General features: G+C 64.9%; 16 protein-coding genes. 8 read left to right on the top strand and 8 right to left on the bottom strand.

The features are described from left to right. Nucleotides 1-235: 235 nt before the first annotated feature. Complete coding sequence (locus ACW2Q0_RS02580; protein ID WP_457185628.1) at nucleotides 236-1,885, bottom strand: acyl-CoA synthetase; 1,650 nt, start codon at nucleotides 1,883-1,885, stop codon at nucleotides 236-238. 104 nt (nucleotides 1,886-1,989) lie between these two features. Between ACW2Q0_RS02580 and ACW2Q0_RS02575 the strand changes: the two genes are divergently transcribed. Continuing rightward, nucleotides 1,990-2,766 (top strand): crotonase/enoyl-CoA hydratase family protein, encoded by a 777-nt coding sequence (locus ACW2Q0_RS02575; RefSeq protein WP_457185627.1) that lies wholly within the window; start codon nucleotides 1,990-1,992, stop codon nucleotides 2,764-2,766. Between the two features lie 71 nt (nucleotides 2,767-2,837). Here ACW2Q0_RS02575 and ACW2Q0_RS02570 read toward each other — a convergent pair whose 3' ends face one another. Beyond that, on the bottom strand, nucleotides 2,838-3,254 hold the full coding sequence (locus ACW2Q0_RS02570) for a VOC family protein (RefSeq protein ID WP_457185625.1): 417 nt from the start codon (nucleotides 3,252-3,254) through the stop codon (nucleotides 2,838-2,840). A gap of 241 nt (nucleotides 3,255-3,495) precedes the next feature. Between ACW2Q0_RS02570 and ACW2Q0_RS02565 the strand changes: the two genes are divergently transcribed. Continuing rightward, nucleotides 3,496-4,488, top strand: a complete 993-nt coding sequence (locus ACW2Q0_RS02565) for a sigma-70 family RNA polymerase sigma factor (RefSeq protein WP_457185623.1) — start codon at nucleotides 3,496-3,498, stop codon at nucleotides 4,486-4,488. Between the two features lie 94 nt (nucleotides 4,489-4,582). Here ACW2Q0_RS02565 and ACW2Q0_RS02560 read toward each other — a convergent pair whose 3' ends face one another. Continuing rightward, the gene (locus ACW2Q0_RS02560) at nucleotides 4,583-6,127 is read right to left on the bottom strand and encodes an acyl-CoA synthetase (RefSeq protein ID WP_457186105.1); all 1,545 of its coding nucleotides are present in this window, start codon (nucleotides 6,125-6,127) and stop codon (nucleotides 4,583-4,585) included. Nucleotides 6,128-6,197: 70 nt separating this feature from the next. Continuing rightward, the gene (locus tag ACW2Q0_RS02555) at nucleotides 6,198-7,235 is read right to left on the bottom strand and encodes an LLM class F420-dependent oxidoreductase (protein WP_457185621.1); all 1,038 of its coding nucleotides are present in this window, start codon (nucleotides 7,233-7,235) and stop codon (nucleotides 6,198-6,200) included. Nucleotides 7,236-7,368: 133 nt separating this feature from the next. On the opposite strand from ACW2Q0_RS02555, the gene ACW2Q0_RS02550 reads away from it, so the two are divergent. From ACW2Q0_RS02550 to ACW2Q0_RS02535, 4 genes are all read left to right on the top strand, one after another. Further along, entirely contained in the window at nucleotides 7,369-8,358 is a 990-nt protein-coding gene (locus tag ACW2Q0_RS02550) for a Zn-ribbon domain-containing OB-fold protein (protein WP_457185619.1), read from the top strand. 24 nt (nucleotides 8,359-8,382) lie between these two features. Further along, a complete protein-coding gene (locus ACW2Q0_RS02545; RefSeq protein WP_457186103.1) occupies nucleotides 8,383-9,456 on the top strand; it encodes a thiolase domain-containing protein in 1,074 nt (357 codons plus the stop codon). Next, nucleotides 9,453-10,676, top strand: a complete 1,224-nt coding sequence (locus ACW2Q0_RS02540) for a thiolase domain-containing protein (protein WP_457185617.1) — start codon at nucleotides 9,453-9,455, stop codon at nucleotides 10,674-10,676. Before ACW2Q0_RS02545 ends, ACW2Q0_RS02540 begins: the two co-directional genes overlap by 4 nt. Before the next feature lie 79 nt (nucleotides 10,677-10,755). Further along, nucleotides 10,756-10,947, top strand: coding sequence for a hypothetical protein (locus ACW2Q0_RS02535; RefSeq protein WP_457185615.1), 192 nt, complete (start codon nucleotides 10,756-10,758; stop codon nucleotides 10,945-10,947). 133 nt (nucleotides 10,948-11,080) lie between these two features. Here ACW2Q0_RS02535 and ACW2Q0_RS02530 read toward each other — a convergent pair whose 3' ends face one another. Then, nucleotides 11,081-12,388, bottom strand: coding sequence for a cytochrome P450 (locus ACW2Q0_RS02530; RefSeq protein WP_457185613.1), 1,308 nt, complete (start codon nucleotides 12,386-12,388; stop codon nucleotides 11,081-11,083). A 99-nt stretch (nucleotides 12,389-12,487) separates the two neighbouring features. Here ACW2Q0_RS02530 and ACW2Q0_RS02525 point away from each other — a divergent pair, with 99 nt between their 5' ends. Together ACW2Q0_RS02525 and ACW2Q0_RS02520 are read left to right on the top strand one after the other, a co-directional pair. Further along, nucleotides 12,488-13,651, top strand: coding sequence for a steroid 3-ketoacyl-CoA thiolase (locus tag ACW2Q0_RS02525; protein WP_457185611.1), 1,164 nt, complete (start codon nucleotides 12,488-12,490; stop codon nucleotides 13,649-13,651). A 362-nt stretch (nucleotides 13,652-14,013) separates the two neighbouring features. Continuing rightward, nucleotides 14,014-14,430 (top strand): helix-turn-helix domain-containing protein, encoded by a 417-nt coding sequence (locus ACW2Q0_RS02520; protein WP_011207048.1) that lies wholly within the window; start codon nucleotides 14,014-14,016, stop codon nucleotides 14,428-14,430. 687 nt (nucleotides 14,431-15,117) lie between these two features. Here the strand turns inward: ACW2Q0_RS02520 and ACW2Q0_RS02515 are convergent. The 3 genes from ACW2Q0_RS02515 to ACW2Q0_RS02505 all read right to left on the bottom strand — a co-directional run bounded on the left by ACW2Q0_RS02515 (nucleotide 15,118) and on the right by ACW2Q0_RS02505 (nucleotide 17,399). Next, nucleotides 15,118-15,474, bottom strand: coding sequence for a hypothetical protein (locus tag ACW2Q0_RS02515; RefSeq protein ID WP_457185608.1), 357 nt, complete (start codon nucleotides 15,472-15,474; stop codon nucleotides 15,118-15,120). 143 nt (nucleotides 15,475-15,617) lie between these two features. Continuing rightward, nucleotides 15,618-16,529, bottom strand: coding sequence for an SDR family oxidoreductase (locus tag ACW2Q0_RS02510; protein WP_457185606.1), 912 nt, complete (start codon nucleotides 16,527-16,529; stop codon nucleotides 15,618-15,620). 90 nt (nucleotides 16,530-16,619) lie between these two features. Then, nucleotides 16,620-17,399 carry an SDR family oxidoreductase gene (locus ACW2Q0_RS02505; protein WP_457185604.1) on the bottom strand — a complete coding sequence of 260 codons (780 nt, stop codon included), beginning with the start codon at nucleotides 17,397-17,399 and terminating at the stop codon, nucleotides 16,620-16,622. Between the last annotated feature and the right edge of the window lie 18 nt (nucleotides 17,400-17,417).

The raw sequence follows: 17,417 nt of genomic DNA, 5'->3' as shown, positions 1-17,417 counted from the left end.
CGGCCGCCTGGTGAACCCCGCCGTCGAATATCCGTCCGAGTTGATCAGGGGAGGTCGGCTCGCTCCTCATGGAAGCTCCCCGCGCGGCCATCCTGGAGCCCGCCCGTGCCCGCTTCGCCGCCGAGGGGTTTAGCAAGGTCGTCGAATGTCGCGAAAAACGCAAGGGGCCTTGCCAATTCGATGTCCTATCGCCGCAGGACCAACGACAAATGGCTAGATTTCGATGCCAGCCGGACTACTTGCTACTCGCCTCAATGCGTTCATCAGCCGGGCGCTCCTCGGTTTGTGCCTTCGCCCAACGGTAATCGGGCTTGCCCGCCGGATTGCGCTTGATCTGATCCACAAACCACACACTGCGCGGCAGCTTGTAGGGCGCGATCTCCTGCGTGAGCACAGGACGTAACTCTTCGAGCGTGGGGCGTTTATCGCCGCGACACTGCACGACCGCCGCCACCCGCTGTCCCCAGCGCTCATCGGGCACACCGACCACGAGCGCGTCGAAGACCTCGGGATGTATCTTGAGCGCGCCCTCGACCTCCTCCGGGTAGATCTTCTCGCCGCCGCTGTTGATGCTCACCGAACCACGGCCGAGCATGGTGACGGTGCCGTCCTGCTCGACCCGGGCGTAATCGCCGGGAATGGCGTAGCGAATTCCGTTGAACTCCTTGAACGTCGCCCTGGTCTTGGCCTCGTCCTTGTAGTAGCCGACCGGAATGTGGCCGCTGCGCGCAAGGAAACCAACCTGCCCGGAGCCCGGCTCCACCGGATTGCCCTGGTCGTCGAGCACCTGAGTGGCCGCATCGATCTTCACCCGCGGGCCGCCGGTGTGGTTGGCGCCTTTGGCGACAACGGCGAGACCGCCGAAACCGGTTTCGGAGGAGCCGATGGAATCGGTGATCATCCGGTTCGGCAGACGTTCCAGGAACTGGTCTTTGAGCGTCGGCGAGAACAGCGCCGCACTGCTCGCGATCAGGTAGAGGCTCGAAAGGTCGTACGGCTCACCGGTTTCCGGATTGCCCTCGGCGAGCGCGTCCATCATCGGCCGGGCCATGGCGTCACCGGTGATGAAGATGAGGTTGATCTGGTGCCGGTCGATGTGCTGCCACACGCCGTGTCCGGTGAACTCCGGAATCATCACGGCTTTACCGCCGTCGAACAGACTGTGGAAGGTCGCGGTTTGTGAGCCGCCGTGAATCATGGGCGGAATCGGGAACCGCACCATCTGCGGATTGCCCGCACCGGTTTTGGCCTGATGCCATTCGTCCTCGACGTATTCGCCGGTAAGGAAGTTGATGCCGCCGCCGAGCACCCGCCACCAGTCCTCGTGCCGCCACAGCACGCCCTTGGGCAGACCGGTGGTGCCGCCGGTGTAGAGCATGAAGATGTCATCGGCCGAACGCTCGCCGAAGTCGCGCGCACCGGAGGGCTCGGCCAGCACCGCCTCGTATTCCACCGAATCGGCTGCGGTCGCGATGGTGCCGGTCGTATCGTCGTCCACGACGATGACCGTCTTCAGCAGGGGCGTATTCGGGCGAACCCCGGCCACCCGGTCGCTGTAGCGGCGCTCGTGGATCAGCGCGACCATATCCGAATTGTCGACGATGTACTGCAACTCGTTCTCGACGTATCGGAAATTCACGTTGATCATCACGGCGCGGGCCTTGAAGACCGCGACCATGGCCTCGACGGCCTCGATCGTATTACGTGAGTAGATGCCCACCTTGTCGCCCGGTTGGACGCCCTGTTGCCGCAGGTAGTTGGCGAGTTTATTGGCTCGCTGCTCTAGTTGCGCGTAAGTCACCTCGCGGCCGTCGTCGGCCAGCGCCACGCGGTCGGGCATCAGATCGATGGCATGTTCGACCAGGTCCGCTATGTTGTAGCTCACAGAGCTAAAAATAGAACGTGTTACTGTTTATGGCAAGGATGAATGCGCCCGCCCGGCCGGCTCCGCCGACCTGCCATCCCCTGGAAAGTCAGGAGAATCTCCCCATGCCAGATTGCCTCGTCGACAAGCGCGACCACGTCCTCATCATCACCATGAATCGGCCCGAGGCGCGCAATGCCCTTTCGGCCGAGATGATGGCGATCATGCGCGCCGCCTGGGACCAGGTGGACAGCGATCCCGATATCCGGGTCGCGATCCTGACCGGTGCGGGCGGTGCGTTCTGTGCGGGCATGGACCTCAAGGCGATGACCGCGCAGCACCCCGGTGACAATGCGGGCAGCTTCGATCCGACCAAACTGGGGGCGCTGCTCAAGGGCCGCCGACTCACCAAACCGCTCATCGCCGCGGTCGAGGGCCCGGCGATCGCCGGTGGTACCGAAATCCTGCAGGGCACCGATATCCGAGTGGCCGCCGAAGGCGCGAAATTCGGTGTGTCCGAGGCGCGTTGGGGTCTGTTCCCGCTCGGCGGCTCGGCCGTTCGGCTGGTCCGCCAGATTCCCTACACCGTCGCCGCCGACCTTCTGCTGACCGGCAGGCACATCACCGCGGCCGAGGCCAAGGAAATCGGGCTGATCGGGCATGTGGTCCCGGACGGCACCGCATTGGACAAGGCACTCGAACTCGCCGCGCAGATCTCGGCCAACGGCCCCCTGGCGGTGCAGGCGATTCTGCGCACCATTCGGGAGACCGAGGCCATGCCGGAAGAAGACGCCTTCCAGATCGAGGCGAAACTCGGCATGTCGGTCTTCCGGTCGGCCGATGCCAAGGAGGGCCCGAGGGCCTTCGCCGAGAAGCGCAAGCCCACCTTCACCGGCAGCTGACGACGTTTCGCGCCGCGACGAGTGGTGGCACCCGGGTCAGTCGGCCACCATTCGACCGGCCTCGGCGTGAATCAGTCGCCGGGGTAGTCCATCCAGAAGAGCTCCCACTGGTGGCCGTCCGGATCGATGAAAGTGCGGCCGAACATGCCGACCTGGGCCTCCTGGGCCCTGCGGTCCTCGTTGATTTCCTCGGTGGCGCCCGCGGCCAGTGCGGCATTGGTGAGTACATCGACCTCGTGGGCGCTGGCCAGGGACAACGCGTAGGCGCCGCCGGTGGACGCGACCGTGTCGGCGATCGGACGCTTGCTGAATGTCGTGAAGAAGTCCCTGGTCAGCAGCATGACGCAGATATTGTCGTCGATGACGATGCAGGCAACATTGTCATCGGTGAATTCCTGATCGACCTTCCAGCCGATCGCCTCGTAGAAAGCCTTGGACCGGCCAAGATCCGCGACGGGAAGGTTGATGAAGATCATCTTGCTGGGCATGCGCGATCCCTTGCGTCGGCTGCGGCGGTCTCTATGTAGCGACGGATCGAGTGCGCGAAATTCATCGTTCCGGACGCGGTGTAGCCGGACGCATCCGGTGATGATCTCGAGCCGCAGGTGGGCGGTGGTCTCACCTTCGCTCGCCCTAGCGCACGGGACCAATGACGGACTACGTCCGGCTGCGCTCGATTGTGGCGATTCGGGTCTCGAATGTGTCGGTGGGCTGTGGCAGGGTGACCCCATGAACGACTCCGCCGGCCGCACCCCGGAGGTCCTCGAATCATTCGAAGGACACCGGCGCGAACTGTGCGCCTACGCCTATCGCATGCTCGGCTCCTCCTTCGAAGCGGAGGACGCGGTGCAGGAGACCTTCACCCGCGCGTGGAAGTCCTATAACTCGTTCGAGGGTCGCGCCAGCCTACGGTCCTGGCTGTACAAGATCACCACCAATGTCTGCCTCGATATGCTCGACGGCCCGCAGCGCCGGGCCCGGCCGATGGATCTGTCCGGTCCGTCGCGGCCGGATTCGCCGCTGCCCATGCCGCAACCGGATTACGTGTGGATCGAACCGATCCCGAATGCGCTGGCCTTCGGATCCGATCCGGCCGAGCACGCCTCGGCCAAAGACACCCTGCGGCTGGCATTCGTCGCGGCCTGTCAGCATCTACCCGCGACCCAGCGCGCCATCCTGATCATGCGCGAGGTGCTGCGGTTCTCGGCCAGCGAAACCGCCGAGGCGCTCACCATGTCCCCCGCCTCGGTGAACAGCGCACTGCAGCGGGCCAGGGCCACCATGTCGAAGGTGCAGCCGACCGAGACCGACACCTATGACGAAACCGATAGCGACCAGCGCAAACTCGTCGACGATTTCGTGCAGGCCTTCGAGGCCTACGATATGGACACGCTGACCGCCCTGCTGAAAACCGATGTGGCACTGTCCATGCCGCCGATCGAACTGTGGGTCTCGGGCCCGGAGCACGTGGCCGCCTTCATGCTCGGCCATGGCAAGGGCTGCCGCGATTCCCGCATGATTCGCTTGGAAGGCGCCAACGGCCTGCCCGCCTTCGGTCACTACAAGCCGAGCGGAACCGAACCCGGCGTCTGGCTCCCCTGGTCAATCACGGTCCTGGAGCTGGACGGCGACGCAATCGCCGGCCTCAATTTCTTCCTCGACACCGAAAAGCTGTTCCCGATCTTCGGTTTGGCACCGGAGCTGCGCGAAACGGTTGCGTAGGAGCGCTGCTCGTCCCGGTCCAGGCGCAAAGGGGCCGGGAGGGACGGGTAGGCCGGGCCAGGCGACGCGCAGACGGGTATGCGACAGCCGCCGACTATGCCGGGATGTAGCGGTCGCGGAGTTTGCGTTTGTAGAGTTTGCCGTTGGGGTCGCGGGGGAGTTCGTCGAGGTAGTCGATGGTGCGGGGCATTTTGTATTTCGCCAATTGGGTTGCGGCGAAGGACAGTAGTTCGGCGGTTAGTTCGTCGTTGCCTTCGATTCCGGCGGCAGGCTGCACGACGGCCTTGACCTCCTGGCCCCAATCCGGGTGAGGCAGGCCGAAGACCGCGACGTCTTCGACCTTCGGGTGGATGGTGAGGACGTTCTCGATTTCCGCCGGGTAGATGTTCACCCCGCCGGACAGGATCAGGTCGGAGCGGCGGTCGTGCAGGTAGAGGTAGCCGTCCTCGTCGAGGTGGCCGATATCGCCGACCGTGAAAAGGTCACCGACCCTTGACTGTTCGGTTTTCTCCTTGGCGTGGTGGTATTCGAAGCTGGACGCGCCCATCTTCATATAGACCAGACCGGGCTCCCCTGCGGGCAGTTCGGAGCCGTCCTCCGCGCTGAGCACCTTGATCACCGACCACGGCCAGGCCTTGCCCACCGAGCCCGGCTTCTTCAGCCAGTCGGTGCCGTTGATCACCGTGCCGCCCCCCTCGGTGGCCGCGTAGTACTCGGTGACCGTCGGCCCCCACCACTCCAGCATGCGCCGCTTGGTCTCGGCGGGGCAGGGGGCCGCGCCGTGCACCATGCTGCGCAGCGATGACACGTCGTATTTGGCGCGCACGTCCGCGGGCAGCGCGAGCAGACGGTGGAACTGGGTCGGCACCATATGGCTGTGGGTCACCCGATACTTGTCGATGAGCCGCAGCATCTCCTCGGGGTCCCAGCGATCCATCAGAACAAGCTTGTGCCCCAGCTGAATCGAGATGGTCGCGAAGTTCAGCACGGCCGTGTGATACAGCGGCGAACCGCAGATGTGCACGTGATCGTCATAGGGCTTCAGATCGAACAGACCGAAGAACGCGGTCGAATGCACCGCAACGACATCCGGGTCGGTGCCGGTGAGTGGACGCCGAACACCCTTGGGCCGCCCCGTGGTTCCGGAGGTGTAGAGCATCGGCGCACCGGTGGTCCGGTTATCGGGGCGACCGGTGTCGACCGCACCCAGCCACGACACCGGTTTGAAGCCTTCGATCTCGCCGACCGCGAAGCGCGCGGTGGCGGGCAGGCCGGCCGCATCGGCGGCGGCGACCGCGGCGGCGGCGAACCGATCACTGGCTATGAATGCCTTGGCCTCGCTGTCGGCGAGGATGTAGGCGACTTCCGGGCCGGTCAGATGCCAGTTCACCGCGACGATGTACAGCCCGGCTTGATAGGCCGCGAAATAGGCGGCGACCGCCTCGACGCAGTTGTGCACCATAGTGACCAGCACGTCGCCGGGCTGCAGGCCGAGCGACCGCAGTCCGGTGCCGTAACGGTTTGCGAGGGTGGCCAATTTGCGATAGGTCACTTCGCGGCCCGATGGATCCACCAGTGCGATCCGGTCGGGTTCCGCGTTCGCGATGTTCCAGAGACCGAGAATTTCTGCCGACTCTATCGGGGGATGGTGTGGAGGCGGAGCCGACGGGGCGGGTGCATCAGTCACCCCTAAAAATCTAGAACGTGTTCTACATATGTACAAGGGGTGCGAGCCGATGCAATTGCTCGACATCTGGAACCGACACCAGCATCTCGGTGATACCCGCGGCTTCCCATACCCCGAGTTGCTTACGCACCTGCTCCTCGTCGCCGATGATCGCGGTATCCACAATCAGCTCATCGGGGACCATGGCGGCGGCCTCGACTTTCTTCCCGGATTGGAACAGCCTGCCGATCTCGTCGACCTCGCGGGCATAGCCCATGCGCCGGAAGACCTGGGCATGGAAATTCAGTTCCGGTGCGCCCATGCCGCCGATGTAGAGCGCCATGATCCAGCGCATCCGCTCCAGCTCGCTCTCGGGATCGTCGGTGATCACCACCTGACAGCTCGCGGCGATCTCGAAATCATCGCGCGAACGCCGCGCGCCCGCCCTGGCGAAGCCCTCGTCGAGCCAGTCGTTGTACATCTCGGCCAGCCGCGGTGCAAAGTAGATCGCCAGCCAGCCGTCGGCGATCTCGGCCGTCAGCGCCACATTCTTCGGCCCCTCCGCACCCAGCCAGATCGGCATATCCGCTCGTAGCGGGTGCACGATCGGCGCGAGCGCCTTACCGAGTCCGGTCGAACCCGGCCCGGTGTAGGGCAGTGGGTACTGCGGCCCGTCATTGGTGACCGGCGCCTGCCGCTCCAGAATGCGGCGAATGATGCCGACGTACTCCCTGGTGCGTTGCAGCGGTTTGGCGAACGGTTGCCCGTACCAGCCCTCGACCACCTGCGGCCCGGAAACGCCGAGCCCGAGGATGGCCCGGCCGCCACTGAGATGGTCGAGCGTCAGCGCGTGCATGGCCGTCGCGGCGGGGGTGCGTGCCGACAGCTGCGCCACCGAGGTGCCCAGCCGCACCCGATTCGTCGACGAACCCCACCACATCAGCGGCCCGAAGGCATCCGACCCCCAGGATTCGGCGGTGAAGACCGCGTCGAACCCGGCCGCCTCGGCGGCGACCACCAATTCACCGGCATGCTGCGGCGGTTGCGCCATCCAGTACCCGAGTTGCAATCCGAACTTCATGGCCGACCTCTTTCTATCGCTAGCGACTGCTTGCCGGTCGCTCGAAAGAACCGGCAACTTCTTGCCACCAGAATAAGAACCTGTTCTACTCGATTTCGTGGCTGAAGAAAATACTGCGTCGCGCGGCGACTCGATGAGGGGTGGCGGTCGGGGCGCAGGCGGGCACGCCGGACCCGATGTACTCAGCGCACCCCTGCGGGTGCAATTCGACTACACGCGATCGGTCGGACCGATCATCGGCACCTTCCTGACCGAGCTGCGCGCCCGCCGGATCGTCGGTGTGCGCGGTTCGGACGGGCGGGTGCTGGTGCCGCCGCCGGAATACGATCCGGTCACCTCCGCACCGCTGACCGAATTCGTCGATGTGGCCGATACCGGCACCGTCCAGTCGTGGACCTTCGTGCGTGGGCCGCTGCCCGGTCAGCCGTTCGACCGCCCATTCGCCTGGGCCCTGATCAAGCTCGACGGGGCGGACACCACGCTGCTGCACGCCGTCGATGTCGCCGCGCCCGGGGATATCCACACCGGACTGCGCGTGGTCGCGCGCTGGGCCGACGAGACCATCGGCAGCATCAAGGACATCGCCTGCTTCGAACCGGGCGAGACCTCCACCGCACCGGCGGAATCCGGTGCGGACGGCGAGCCGATCGAGGTGATCACCACCCCGGTCGACCTGCACTACATGCACAGTGCCTCGCCGCAGGAGACGATCTACCTGCGCGGTCTGGCCGAGGGCAAACTGCTCGGCGGGCGCACCGATGCCGCGGGCAAGGTGTACTTCCCGCCACGCGGCGCCAATCCGACCGATGGCAGGCCGACCGACGAAATCATCGAACTGCCCGACCGCGGCATCGTCACCACCTTCTGCATCGTGAATGTGCCGTTCATGGGCCAGCGGATCGAGCCGCCGTACGTCGCGGCGTATGTGCTGCTCGACGGCGCGGATATCCCGGTGCTGCACCTTGTGCTCGGGTGCGACGCGAGCGAAGTGCGGATGGGCATGCGGGTGGAGGCGGTGTGGAAACCGCGCGAGGAGTGGGGCTTCGGGCTCAGCAATGTGGACCACTTCCGACCTACCGGCGAGCCGGATGCCGACTACGAGACCTATAAGCACCACCTCTGAGAGGCCACGTTGACGAACAACGCTCTGCCTACCCAGTCCGCCGTCTTCGCAGGCTCCGACGGCTACGGTCCCCCTGGCGACATCGCGGTTGTGGGCTTCGCCCACGCGCCACATGTGCCGCAGACCTTCGGCACCACCAATGGTGTCGAGATGCTGGTGCCCATTTTCCAGCAGCTCTACGCCCGGCTCGGCATCACCAAGTCCGATATCGACTTCTGGTGCTCCGGCTCCTCGGATTACCTTGCGGGCCGTGCCTTCTCGTTCATCTCGGCGATCGACGCCATCGGCGCGGTGCCCCCGATCAACGAATCGCATGTCGAAATGGACGCCGCGTGGGCGCTCTACGAGGCATTCGTCAAACTCCGTTCCGGCCAGGCGCAGACGGCACTGGTGTACGGGTTCGGCAAATCCTCCGCGGGTACGTTGCGCCAGGTTCTGACCATGCAGCTCGATCCGTATCTGGTCACTCCGCTGTGGCCGGACGCACTGTCCATCGCGGGTCTGCAGGCACAGGCCGGACTGGATGCGGGACGCTGGACCGAGCGCGATATGGCGGCGGTGGCCGCCGGTGATTGCGGCGATATCGAAAGTCTGCTCACCACACCGTATGTCGCCGATCCGCTGCGCGCCCACGATGTCGCACCGGTTACGGATGGCGCGGCCGCGATTGTGCTCGCGGTCGGCGATCGAGCGCGCGAACTGTGCCAGCGTCCAGCCTGGATCACCGGCATGGCGCATCGGGTGGACACCCCCAATCTCGGCGCCCGTGATCTGACCGTCTCCCCGTCGACCGCGGCTGCCGCACAGTCGGTTACCGGCGGCGATACCAGCGGCTTCGATATCGCCGAACTGCATGCGCAGTTCAGCCATCAGCAGCTGATCCTCACCGAGGCCATCGGCCTGCGGCCCGAGACCAAGGTGAATCCGTCGGGCGGCGCGCTCGCCGCCAATCCGATGTTCGCCGCGGGTCTGGAGCGCATCGGCTTCGCGGCCGAGGCGATTATCGCGGGTACCGCCAATCGCGCGCTCGCCCATGCCAGCAGCGGTCCAGCCCTGCAACAGAACCTGGTAGCCGTTCTGGATTCGGAGGCGAGATGAGCACAGTATCGCGCGGCGATTCGATCAGGGATGGTGGTCCGGCGACAGGCGGGCGTTTCCCCGCCGCGGTGCTCGGCACCGGACAAACCCATCACGTGACGAAACGAACCGATGTGTCCATGGCGGGCATGTGTCGCGAGGCCATCGATCGCGCACTCGTCGATGCCGGAATCACCATCGCCGATATCGATGCGGTGGTGGTCGGTAAGGCGCCGGACTTCTTCGAGGGCGTGATGATGCCCGAGCTGTATCTGGCGGATGCCTTGGGCGCCACCGGAAAACCGCTGCTCCGCGTACACACCGCCGGATCCGTCGGCGGCTCCACCGGCATCGTCGCCGCCAACCTGGTGCAGGCGGGTGTGCACAAGCGCGTACTGGCCGTTGCCTGGGAGAAGCAGTCGGAATCGAATGCCATGTGGGCGTTGTCGTTTCCGGTGCCCTTCACCATGCCGGTCGGCGCGGGCGCGGGCGGCTACTTCGCTCCGCACGTGCGTTCCTACATCCGTCGGTCGAACGCGCCGGGCCATATCGGCGCGATGGTGGCGGTGAAGGACCGCCGCAACGGGGCGAAGAATCCGCTGGCACATCTGCACCAGCCCGATATCACGCTGGAGAAGGTGCTCTCCTCTCAAATGCTGTGGGATCCGATCCGATTCGACGAAACCTGCCCGTCCTCGGACGGTGCGTGCGCACTGGTGATCGGTGACAAGGATGCCGCGAAGGCCATCGAGGCCACCGGTAAGAAGGTCGCGTGGGTGCACGGCACCGCCATGCGCACCGAGCCGACCACCTTCGCCGGACGCGATCAGGTCAATCCACAGGCCGGACAGGATGCCGCGGCCGCGCTGTGGCAGGCCGCCGGAATCACCGACCCGCTCAACGAAATCGATGTCGCCGAGATCTACGTGCCCTTCTCCTGGTTCGAGCCGATGTGGCTGGAAAACCTGGGTTTCGTCCCGCAGGGCGACGGCTGGAAGCTCACCGATAAGGGCGAGACCGAGATCAGCGGCACTCTGCCGGTCAATCCGTCCGGCGGCGTGCTCTCCTCGAATCCGATCGGCGCCTCTGGGCTGATCCGATTCGCCGAGGCCGCCAAACAGGTCATGGACCGGGCCGGGGACTACCAGGTCGCCAACGCGAAGAAGGCACTCGGGCACGCGTATGGCGGTGGGTCGCAGTACTTCTCGATGTGGGTGGTCGGCTCGGAGCAGCCCAGCTGATGACCCCGCTGAAGTTCACCGTCGGTATCGCGCCGAGCGCGCTGGAGTAGCTGCCGGAATCGGCGAAAACCGTTGAGAAATGCGACTTTTCGTCGATTATCTGGCCGGATTCGCTGTTCTACATGAAGTCGGCCTGGTCAAGATGGGCAGACATCGGATCGATGCCGAGGGCGTCTTCACGCACACGGTCGACGACTCGGGCAAAATCACCACGCTGCGCGCCTTCTGCGAAGTCGCGCGCACCATGGCGACGGCGAGACCGAGCACCTGAGCACGCTGCCTCTCCCCTCCGGGCGGCACAACAAGGGCCCCGCACCGGCTTTGGGTAAACCGGTACGGCGCCGTTGCCTGTCACCGAAGGCCGGGGACCCAGGCCGCCGACACAAGCCTGGGTCCCCCGCGCTTCAGTGCGCGACCGGGCAACTCGAGGTCTTGTAGTCGACCTGGAATTCCTTGATCCCGTTGAGCCAGCCGGAACGCAGCCGCTTGGGATCATCGAGCTTGGCGATGTCCGGCATGGCGTCGGCAATGGCGTTGAAGATCAGATCGACCTCCATGCGCGCCAGATTCGCGCCGATGCAGAAGTGCGCGCCGGTACCGCCGAAGGACAAGTGCTGGTTGTCCTTTCGCATGATGTCGAACTTCTCCGGGTGTTCGAAGACGTCCTCGTCGAAGTTGGCCGAGCGGTAGAGCATGACCACCCGCTGCCCCTTCTTGATCTGCACGCCACCGAGTTCGGTGTCCGCCAGTGCGGTCCGCTGGAATGAGGTGACCGGGGTGGCCCAGCGGATGATCTCGTCGGCGGCGGTGGCCGGACGCTCCTTCTTGAACCGCTCCCACTGGTCCGGATGCTCGAGGAAGGCCGTCATACCGTGGGTGATCGCATTGCGGGTCGTCTCATTGCCCGCGACGGCGAGCACGATCACAAAGAAGCCGAACTCCTCCGGGGTCAGCTCATCGCCATCGACATCGGCCTCGATCAGTTTGGTGACGATATCGTCGGCCGGACATTCCTTACGCGCAGCGGCCATTTGGTAGGCGTAGCCGAGTACCTCGGCGGTGGCGGCGACCGGATCGGCGGTGGTATCCGGATCATCGTAGCCGGTCATATCGTTCGACCAGGTGAAGACCTTCCTGCGGTCCTCCTGCGGGATGCCGATCAGTTCGGCGATCGTCTGCAGCGGTAGTTCGGAGGCGACCTGGGTGACAAAATCGCCGGTGCCGTTCGCCATGGCCTCCTGCACGATGGCCTCGGCCCTGGTCTCGAGTTCGGCCTCGAGGCCATTGATCACGCGCGGGGTGAAACCGCGTGAGATGATCTTGCGCAGTTTGGTGTGCTGGGGCGCGTCCATGTTCAACAGAACGAAGCGCTGTAGTTCGATCTGCTCGCGGGTGATGTCGTCGTTGAAGCGCGGGATAGCGGTGTTCTCGAACGTGGAGAACACATCGCTGCGGCGCGAGACCTCCTTGACGTCCGCGTGCTTGCTGACCACCCAGAAGCCCTCGTCATGGAAGCCGCCAACCTCGGCGGGCTGTGGATTCCACCAGATCGGTGCGGTGCGGCGCAGTTCGGCGTACTCCTCGACCGGTACACGCTCGGCATAAACGTCCGGGTCCGTGACATCGAATCCATCGGGCAGATTCGGCCGGGCATCGCGCTGGTCTACCACCAGATGTCTCCTTCGAAAAACTGAAACACGTTCTATAAACATTCAAGCATAGGTTGCATAATGAAGGAAGAATCAGGACAGATTCCATTCATAAATCCGCGAATACACGTTTCAGTTTCTGTCCCAGAGGAAAGGTTGGACATGGGCACACCCGTCATCGTCGAGGCCGCTCGCACCCCCATCGGCAAGCGCAACGGCTGGCTCGCCGGACTGCACGCGGCCGAACTACTCGGCCTCGCCCAGCGCGGACTGCTCGAGAAGGCGCATCTGGATCCCGCAGCGGTGGAGCAGGTCATCGGCGGCTGCGTCACCCAGGCCGGTGAACAGTCCAATAACGTGACCCGCGTCGCCTGGCTGCACGCCGGACTGCCGTGGCAGGTCGGCGCCACCACCATCGACGCGCAATGCGGATCGGCGCAGCAGGCCAATCATCTGATCGCCGGACTGATCGCGACCGACGCCATCGATATCGGTATGGCCTGCGGCGTGGAGGCGATGAGCCGAGTTCCCTTGGGCGCCAACGTCGGCGAGCACGCGGGCCCGCGCCGTCCAGCCTCCTGGAATATCGATCTGCCGAACCAATTCGAGGCAGCCGAGCGTATTGCCAAGCGGCGCGGCTTTACTCGTGACGATCTCGACGAACTCGGCGTCCGCTCGCAGCGGCTGGCCGCCCAAGCCTGGGCCGAGGGCCGCTTCGACCGCGAGGTGCTCGCCGTGACGGCGCCCGCCATCGACAAGGAAGGCAACCTCACCGGCGAAAAGCTGGATATAGCAAGGGATCAGGGCCTACGCGACACCACGCCCGAGGGGCTGGCCGAGCTGAAGCCGGTATTGGAGGGCGGAATCCACACCGCGGGCACCTCCTCGCAGATTTCCGACGGCGCGGCCGCCGTACTGCTGATGGACGAAAAGGCCGCGCAGCGAACGGGTTTGCGCCCACGCGCCCGGATCGTGACCCAGGCCCTCGTCGGCACGGAGCCCGAGTTCCATCTCGACGGTCCAGTGCAGGCATGCACCCGACTGCTCGAACGCTCCGGGATGGATATCGACGATATCGACCTTTTCGAAATCAATGAGGCCTTTGCGGCAGTTGCGCTTTCATGGGCCGCGGTGCACAAACCAGACATGGACCGCGTAAATGTGAACGGTGGTGCGATCGCCCTCGGACATCCGGTGGGGTCGACCGGATCTCGGCTCATCACAACGGCTTTGCACGAACTCGAGCGTTCCGGCGGTGGCACCGCGATGGTGCTCATGTGTGCAGGTGGCGCATTGGCGACAGGCACGATCATCGAGAGGTTGTAGCGGATTCAACCAATTCCGCCCCAAAGGTTGAACGTTCATCTCAGCGGGGCAAAAACGTGTCGTACGCCACACGAAGATCGACACAGACACGTAGGTGGCCGATCAGCTACCCTATCGCTACCGTGGACCCGACGGGGAAGACCCCCGCGACGGGCCAGAACCTGTTCACACCACGTTTTCTCAAGAGCCGTTGGCGCGACCCGCAAACGCAACCATCGCAGCACCTTCCTCGAAGCGGCACCTAGAAGCTTCAAGGAAATCCTGAATCAGGCGTAGGTTTTCAGTTACTGAGCCGCTAATATCAATGATACGTATCCGAGATAACGACTGTTAGTACAGCGAAGGGAATTGGGCGGCTCACAATGGCTGATTTCGCGGCGCGGCTGAACAAGCTGTTCGAAACCGTGCATCCCCCGGGGCGCAAGCCGCACACCAACGCGGAGGTTGCGGCTGCGCTGACGGCCTCCGGGCATCCGATCTCGAAACCGTACCTCTCGCAGTTGAGGTCGGGACAGCGGACCAACCCGTCGGACGAAACGGTGGCTGCACTGGCCAAGTTCTTCAAGGTCAAGCCGGACTACTTCTTCAACGACATCTATGCCGCCAAGATCGATCACGATCTGGAGTTACTGTCCCAGCTGCAGGGCTACGGACTGCGACGGTTGTCGAGTAGGGCGTTCGATCTGTCCGAAGAATCACAGAACCTCCTCACCTCCATGGCGGAGAAGTTGCGGGCCAGCGAAGGACTGCCCGAAATTCCTCCGGACGGTACCGAATAGGTTCTCCCACAGCGCAGTACGGTGCGGCCTTCCACGTCGCACCGTACTGCGTCATGGGTATGGATGCTTCTGGACTCGCATCACCCATGCATTCATGGGCTTGGCAACGAGCCCGGGTCGTGACAAAGCACGCCGCGGTAGCCGGGTTCCGATGAAATCAGTTGTGCGGATACGCCGGTAGACACATGGAATCCGGCACGGGCCATCAGCCTTCCCGGATTCGTGGCTATGTCAACCATATTGAATACCCGGAGCGAGCCCTCCGGAATGCTTCGGACTGATCGGTTTCGAAGTTGCTCGATTAATTCCGGGCAGCGGCTCCGGCACCCGCATCGTAGGCACGCGCGATTGCGTGGACCCAGCCGCGGGGACTAATGCCCTCGCGCGGAGCAATCCACCGGGCGTCGGCAACTGCATCGCCCAATGGGTTTCTCGTGCCCACTGCGCAACCCGGTCGGCACGCGTCGATACCAGGGGCGTTGGCGGCCCTGCGGCGACCAATCGACGCCGCCGCCGGATCGCAGATACAGCGCATCCGTGATCTGCGCGACCTGATCGGATGTCTCTGCGTCGAGGTGCCGCGCTGACCGTCGGCGACCGACCCGGGGCACCGGCCGATCGCGAGATGCAGAAACTCGATCTGCCGCAACAGAATTCGCGTACGAAACCACGACTACCCAACCGAAGCTAGTGGACCAGAACAGATTCACCGCCACTGCGAGCACACGCGAGGCCGTAGCTGACGAAGGCGATCTGGTGCAGATCGCGGCGCGAGACGACCGACCATGCGGCCGCGGCGACCACCGAAGTCGCGGTCGCGGTCGCGAAAGGAATCCACGCCGAAACGACGACTCCGTCGGACAGCGTGCCCGGATGCAGACCGCGCGGTAGTAGATTGTCCAGCGCCAGCGCGGTTTCGGGAACCGCGACGGTGGCCGCGAGTGCGACCGCCGCGAAACCGACGGCAGCCGAACCTACTGCGGCAGAGCTGGCATCCGCCGCCGAACCAGCGGAACCGACTGCGGCAGAACGAGTTCCGAGCACAGCCGAACCGGTCCCGACGGCCGCGGAGCCGACCGCGACGGCGCCGGTCCCGAGAATGGTGGCGACACTGGCCGAGCCCGTGCCGATGATCGCTGCGACGGTCGTTCGGCGCTACCGCGATTATTCGGCGGATCGGTCGGCGCTCAGGCGCCGTACACCGGCTCCGGCGGGACGGACGTGGCGATCAGATCGGCGACCACCGGACCGAGTTCGGCCGGATGCCAGCGGGCGCCGCGGTCCACAGCGGTGCCGTGGCGCCAGCCATCGCCCAGTGCGACCTTGCCGCCCTCGACCTCGAACATCCGGCCCGTGACCGCCGCGGACTGCGAACTGCCGAGCCAGACGACGATCGGCGAGACATTCTCCGGCGCCATGGCGTCGAAGCCGTCCTCGGGGGCGGCCATCGTCTCGGCAAAGACGGTTTCGGTCATGCGTGTGCGGGCGGACGGGGCAATGGCATTGACGGTGACGCCGTAGCGCGCGAATTCGGCGGCCGCGGTGATGGTCAGGCCCGCGATACCCGCCTTGGCGGCGCCGTAATTGCTCTGGCCGACACTGCCCTGCAGGCCCGCGCCGGAACTCGTATTGATGATGCGGGCATCGACCAGGCGGCCCGCCTTGGACTCACCCCGCCAGTACTCGATCGCATGGCGCATGGTCGCGAAGTGACCCTTGAGATGGACCCGGATCACCGCATCCCATTCGTCCTCACCCAGGTTCACCAGCATGCGGTCGCGCACGAAACCGGCGTTGTTGACCAGCACATCCAGGCCGCCGAAGGTATCGATGGCCTGGTGGATGAGATTGCGGGCGCCGTTCCAGTCCGCGACGTCGTCGCTATTGGCCACGGCCTCGCCGCCGAGCGCCTTGATCTCGGCCACGACCTGTTCGGCGGGGGTCTCACTGGTCGCCGCGCCGTCCAGCGCGGCGCCGAGGTCATTGACGACCACCCGGGCTCCGGCGCCGGCGAAGGCGAGCGCGTGCGCCCGGCCGAGACCGCGGCCGGCACCGGTAACGATGACAGTGCGCCCCGCGCAGATCTGCTCGGTGTCCATAACCTGTTGTGTCCTCTTCGTTTTCGGGTTCGATTGTTCAGGCCTGAGCGGACTGCTCGGCTGATCTTTCGAGCGACCGGCAAGCAGTGGCTAGCGGCCGTTCGCATTCGACGCCGCGAGGAATGCCGGACGCTCGCCACCACCGTGCACCAGCAGCGTCGCGCCGCTGACATAGGCGGCCAGTGATGAGGTCAGGAAGGCGGCACAGCGGCCGATGTCCTCGGGGCGGGCCATCCGACCGAGCGGGATGGTCGCGCCGACGGCGTCGACACCGTCTTGATCGCCATAGTGCAATTCGCTCAGTTCGGTCACGACCGGGCCCACGACCAGCGAATTCACCCGGACCTTCGGCGCCCATTCGACGGCGAGCGAGGAGGTCAGGCTGTCTATGCCCGCCTTGGCCGCGCCGTAGGCAGCGGTACCCGGCGACGGTCGGTGACCGCTGACGCTGGACACCATCACAATGGCGCCGCCACCCGGCTGCCGCTGCATCACCGCATTGGCGGCCTGTGAGACCAGCAGGGGCGCAAGCAGATTCAGTTCGACGATCTTGCTGTGGAAGTTCCTGCTGGCCTCGGCGGCCAGGGCGAACGGGGCACCGCCCGCATTGTTGATCAGGTGATCGAGGCGGCCGTGGCGCGCGACGATCACGTCGACCAACCCCTGTACAGCATCCGCATCGCGGATATCGCAGGGCAGGTATTCGATCGCCCGGCCCTCATGCTCCACCGGCTCGTAGCCAGGGCGTCGCGCGCAGGCCACGACAGTCGCGCCCGCGGCCAGGAAGGCCCGGCTGACGCCCGCACCTACCCCGCGCACACCGCCGGTAACCAGGACGACGTTGCCGGTGAGGTCTATTTCGAGTGCCATCATGCTAACCTACCAAGC

This window comes from Nocardia citri (genome assembly GCF_054065835.1).
The sequence above is the reverse complement of the archived record's forward strand: the minus strand, read 5'-3'. Positions and strand labels throughout refer to the sequence as shown.